Source organism: Candidatus Pelagibacter communis (genome assembly GCF_001179985.1).
Lineage (GTDB): Bacteria > Pseudomonadota > Alphaproteobacteria > Pelagibacterales > Pelagibacteraceae > Pelagibacter > Pelagibacter ubique_J.
Genome location: NZ_CVSI01000041.1, coordinates 1 through 3,619, shown reverse-complemented (window position 1 = coordinate 3,619; position 3,619 = coordinate 1). Strand labels below are relative to the sequence as shown.

6 protein-coding genes are annotated in these 3,619 nt (G+C 26.6%); 1 reads left to right on the top strand and 5 read right to left on the bottom strand.

The features are described from left to right. Window positions 1-306 (bottom strand): SAM-dependent methyltransferase (locus tag AMN80_RS02110; protein WP_179850271.1); only part of this gene is annotated, 306 nt, incomplete at its 3' end. Then, a complete protein-coding gene (gene lgt / locus AMN80_RS02105; protein WP_075520361.1) occupies window positions 303-1,061 on the bottom strand; it encodes a prolipoprotein diacylglyceryl transferase in 759 nt (252 codons plus the stop codon). The genes AMN80_RS02110 and lgt, both read right to left, overlap by 4 nt. Window positions 1,062-1,101: 40 nt before the next feature. On the opposite strand from lgt, the gene AMN80_RS02100 reads away from it, so the two are divergent. Further along, window positions 1,102-1,347 (top strand): hypothetical protein, encoded by a 246-nt coding sequence (locus tag AMN80_RS02100; protein ID WP_075520360.1) that lies wholly within the window; start codon window positions 1,102-1,104, stop codon window positions 1,345-1,347. Here AMN80_RS02100 and AMN80_RS02095 read toward each other — a convergent pair. From AMN80_RS02095 to AMN80_RS02085, 3 genes are all read right to left on the bottom strand, one after another. After that, window positions 1,325-2,638 carry a sensor histidine kinase gene (locus AMN80_RS02095; RefSeq protein ID WP_075520359.1) on the bottom strand — a complete coding sequence of 438 codons (1,314 nt, stop codon included), beginning with the start codon at window positions 2,636-2,638 and terminating at the stop codon, window positions 1,325-1,327. The two genes, AMN80_RS02100 and AMN80_RS02095, sit on opposite strands and share 23 nt — an antisense overlap. Further along, window positions 2,619-3,296, bottom strand: a complete 678-nt coding sequence (locus tag AMN80_RS02090) for a response regulator (RefSeq protein ID WP_075520358.1) — start codon at window positions 3,294-3,296, stop codon at window positions 2,619-2,621. The genes AMN80_RS02095 and AMN80_RS02090 overlap by 20 nt, the downstream gene beginning before the upstream one ends. Further along, window positions 3,283-3,619, bottom strand: a 337-nt coding sequence (locus AMN80_RS02085) for a MarR family transcriptional regulator (protein WP_075520357.1), incomplete at its 5' end; no start/stop codon positions are given. The genes AMN80_RS02090 and AMN80_RS02085, both read right to left, overlap by 14 nt.

Here is a 3,619-nt window from a genome sequence, read left to right as displayed (position 1 = left end):
AGTCGGAAAATTTTTAAAAGTTTTTACTAATACTTCCGACAAACTTCCATCACCTGGGCCAAGCTCAACTAAGTTAAAAATTTTAGGTCTTCCTAAAGTTTCCCAGGACGAGATTATCCATATAGCTATAATCTCAGAAAATAAATTTGATATGGTTGGAGATGTAACAAAATCACCCTTTTTCCCAAAAGGCATTTTATTTGAATAGTACCCTATTTTTGGTTTGTATAATGCTCTATTTATAAAATCATCAACTTTAATTTTTCGATTTTTTATAATATTAAATTTTCCAGGGGATTGTTTCATTTTCTACGTAAGAGCAAAATACCTATAAATATCATAAGCATACTTAATAACATTCCCATACTTAATGATCCAAAGATATAACCAATTTGTTCATCAGGTTCTCTAAAAATTTCAGAAAATAATCTAAATATTCCATAAAAAATTAAAAAAGCAAAAGAACAGCTCCCTTCTTTGTAATTTTTACTAAAGTAAATTTTATTCATTATAATAAATAAAAATATACCTTCAAAAATAGCCTCGTATAATTGAGATGGATGTCTTGGAATATTATCGACTAACGGGAAGATAACACCCCAAATTAAATCGGTTGGTTTTCCGACAAGCTCGCTATTTATAAAATTTGCAATTCTACCAAAAAAAATTCCAATAGGTGCTGCAACAGCTATAAAATCGAAAAAAATATACTTTTCCAAATTATTTTTTTTACAAAAAATAAGAGTAGCTACTATAATTCCTATTAAACCTCCATGAAAAGACATCCCTCCTTGCCATATCGTAATTATCTCTAAAGGATTTTTTAAGTAAAATTTTAGATTATAAATCAAGACATAACCTAGTCTCCCTCCTATAATTATACCTATAATTAGATAAGTAATTAAATCATCGAGGTAAATTTTATGAATATTGTTTTTAATTAATATTTTCTTTATGTAAATCCATCCAAAGATTATCCCAAAAATATACGCAAGAGAGTACCAGTGAATCTTGATAAAAAATATTTCAAAAGCTACTGGATTCAAATTATTAATAAGCATATTATAAAATTTAGAATATATTATTTTTAAAAGCAAAAGTATGTCAAAATCTAAAATTTTATTAGAAAAATTAACAAGTTTACTTGCTCAAGGATTAATATCCTACAAAGACTTAAGTAATGAAGTAATTAACATAGTTAAATCTCAGAGGGATGAAATTATTTTAAAAATGAAAATATCAACAAAAGAAGAAACAGATATTCTTAAAAAAAGAATTGAAAAATTAGAAAATGAGGTGAGTAAGTTTAAAAAAAATAAACGAATTAGAAAGGCAAAGAAATCTTAACACATAAACCACCTAATTTTGATTTATTTAAGCCAATTTTTCCTCCATGAGATCTTACTACATCAGATGCAATAGATAGTCCAAGACCTACGCTTGATTTTGAATCACCTCTTCCTTTATTTATTTTGTAAAAAGGCTTGAATACATTTCCGTATTCAGATTTTGGAACACCCGGACCATCATCTTCTATCGTTATTACGATTATCTTACTTAGCTTTTTAACAGAAAACTTCACTTTTTTTCCATACTTGAGCGCATTATCTATGATATTGCTTATGCATCTTACCATTAAATTCTTTCTGCCATTAAAAGTTATATTTTTTTCAATATTTGAAGTTACCAAAGAATTATTGTACTTTTTAATAAGAGTTTCTATTGTTTTTGATAAATTAAATAATTCGTCTTTTTCAGAAAAAGTAGAGCTTGCAAATTGCAAGTATTCATTCAACATTTTCTCCATTTCATCTATATCTTCCGATAATTTGTTAGAAATCTTATTATCCTTAATAAATGCTAATTGTAATTTTATTCTTGTAAGTGGTGTTCTCAAATCATGGCTAATCCCAGACAACATTTCAGATCTTTGATTTAAGTGTCTTAAAATTCTTTTTCTCATTCTATCAAACTCAAAACCAGCTTGACGAATTTCCTGTGCACCTGATGGTCTAAATTCACCTACATCCTCACCTCTCCCAAATTTTTCAGAAGCTTTGGCTAAATTTACAATTGGTCTAGTTTGGTTTTTTAAAAATATAAGAGCGATTATAATTAATAAAAATGCAGGAAATGTAATCCATAAAGCAAACAACCTAGCTGAAGAGCTAGTCACTCTTTCTTTAGGAATATAAAATTCAAAATATCCATTTAAATGTTTTATCTTAAGTTCTATTAATCCTTTAAATTTTGTAGTATCAAACCAATAACTTAAATTTCTGGATTTTAGCTCTCTTCTTAATGTACGATCCATAGGGCTAAACCATCTCTCCATATCTTGTTTTGGAAGGTTTCCAAATGAAACAAACTTTACAGTAAAGTTGTGATGTTTTTCAAATAAATTAATTAAATTTTCTTTATTATAGTCTTCATTATCATAGGCATCTAAAAAAAACTTAATTTCCCCTATTAATGCATTTGTCATTCCTTTATTTGTTTTAATCCATAGACTATCAAAAAAAACTATTGAAATTGTTATTTGTAAAATAATGATTGGAGCAGCAACAATTAGTAGCGCACGGTAAAATAATCTTTTAGGTAGCAATTGTTTGATAAATTTATTCAATCCATAAAACATATCCTGTACCTCTTATAGTTTGTAAATATTTAGGATTTTTGGGATTCATTTCAATTTTTTTTCTTAGTCTGGTAACTATTACGTCGATAGACCTCTCTTTTTCTAAATTTATAAGTCTTCCAATTTCCAGTCTACTAAAAACTTTTCCCGGCTCATTTATCATTTTTTCTAATATTTTCTTTTCCGTTATATTAATTTTAAACTCTTTATTGTTTTTTATTATTAGTAACTTGATTAAGTCTATATTGATATTTCCAAATTTAATTGTTCTAATTAAATTTACTTTTTGGGTCTTAGTCAAAATATTATTTATTCTTAACAATAATTCTTTAGCCTCAAATGGTTTTGGTAAATAGTCGTCTGCACCTGTTTCTAGTCCATGTATTCTCTCTTTCGCCTCACCTTTAGCTGTTAAAAGTATTATTGGTGTGTCAATCAAATTTTTATTTTCATTTAAAAATTCTAAACCACTTTTACCAGGCATCATGATATCTAAAATAACTAAATCAAATTTAATGATTTCAATTTTTTTTTGGGCTTCTTCAGCATTAGCAGCCGTATTAACTAAATAATTATTTTCTATGAGAAATTTTTTTACTAAATCTCTAATACCATTATCGTCATCTACAACTAATATATGGGCTTTATAACTTTTCATTCATTATTCTTTTTAAAACCAGATCAAAATTTAAAACTTCCTTGGCTGATGAGTTTAAGAAAGCTTTATAAATTCTTTTTTTTTGTGAAAAAAATATCTCATTATAAATTTTATTTCCTTTAGGACTTAAATATATGTGCCTTACCCTTGTATCTTTGTTACCTTTTTTGAATTCTAAAAATTCTAACTTTTTTAAGTCATTTAAAACTCTATTCAAACTCTGTTTTGTTACATTTAGTTTTTTTAATAGTTGTGAAATTGTAATACCTTCATAAAATGATATTAAATGAAGAGACTTGTGATGTGCAGTACCTAATTGGTAT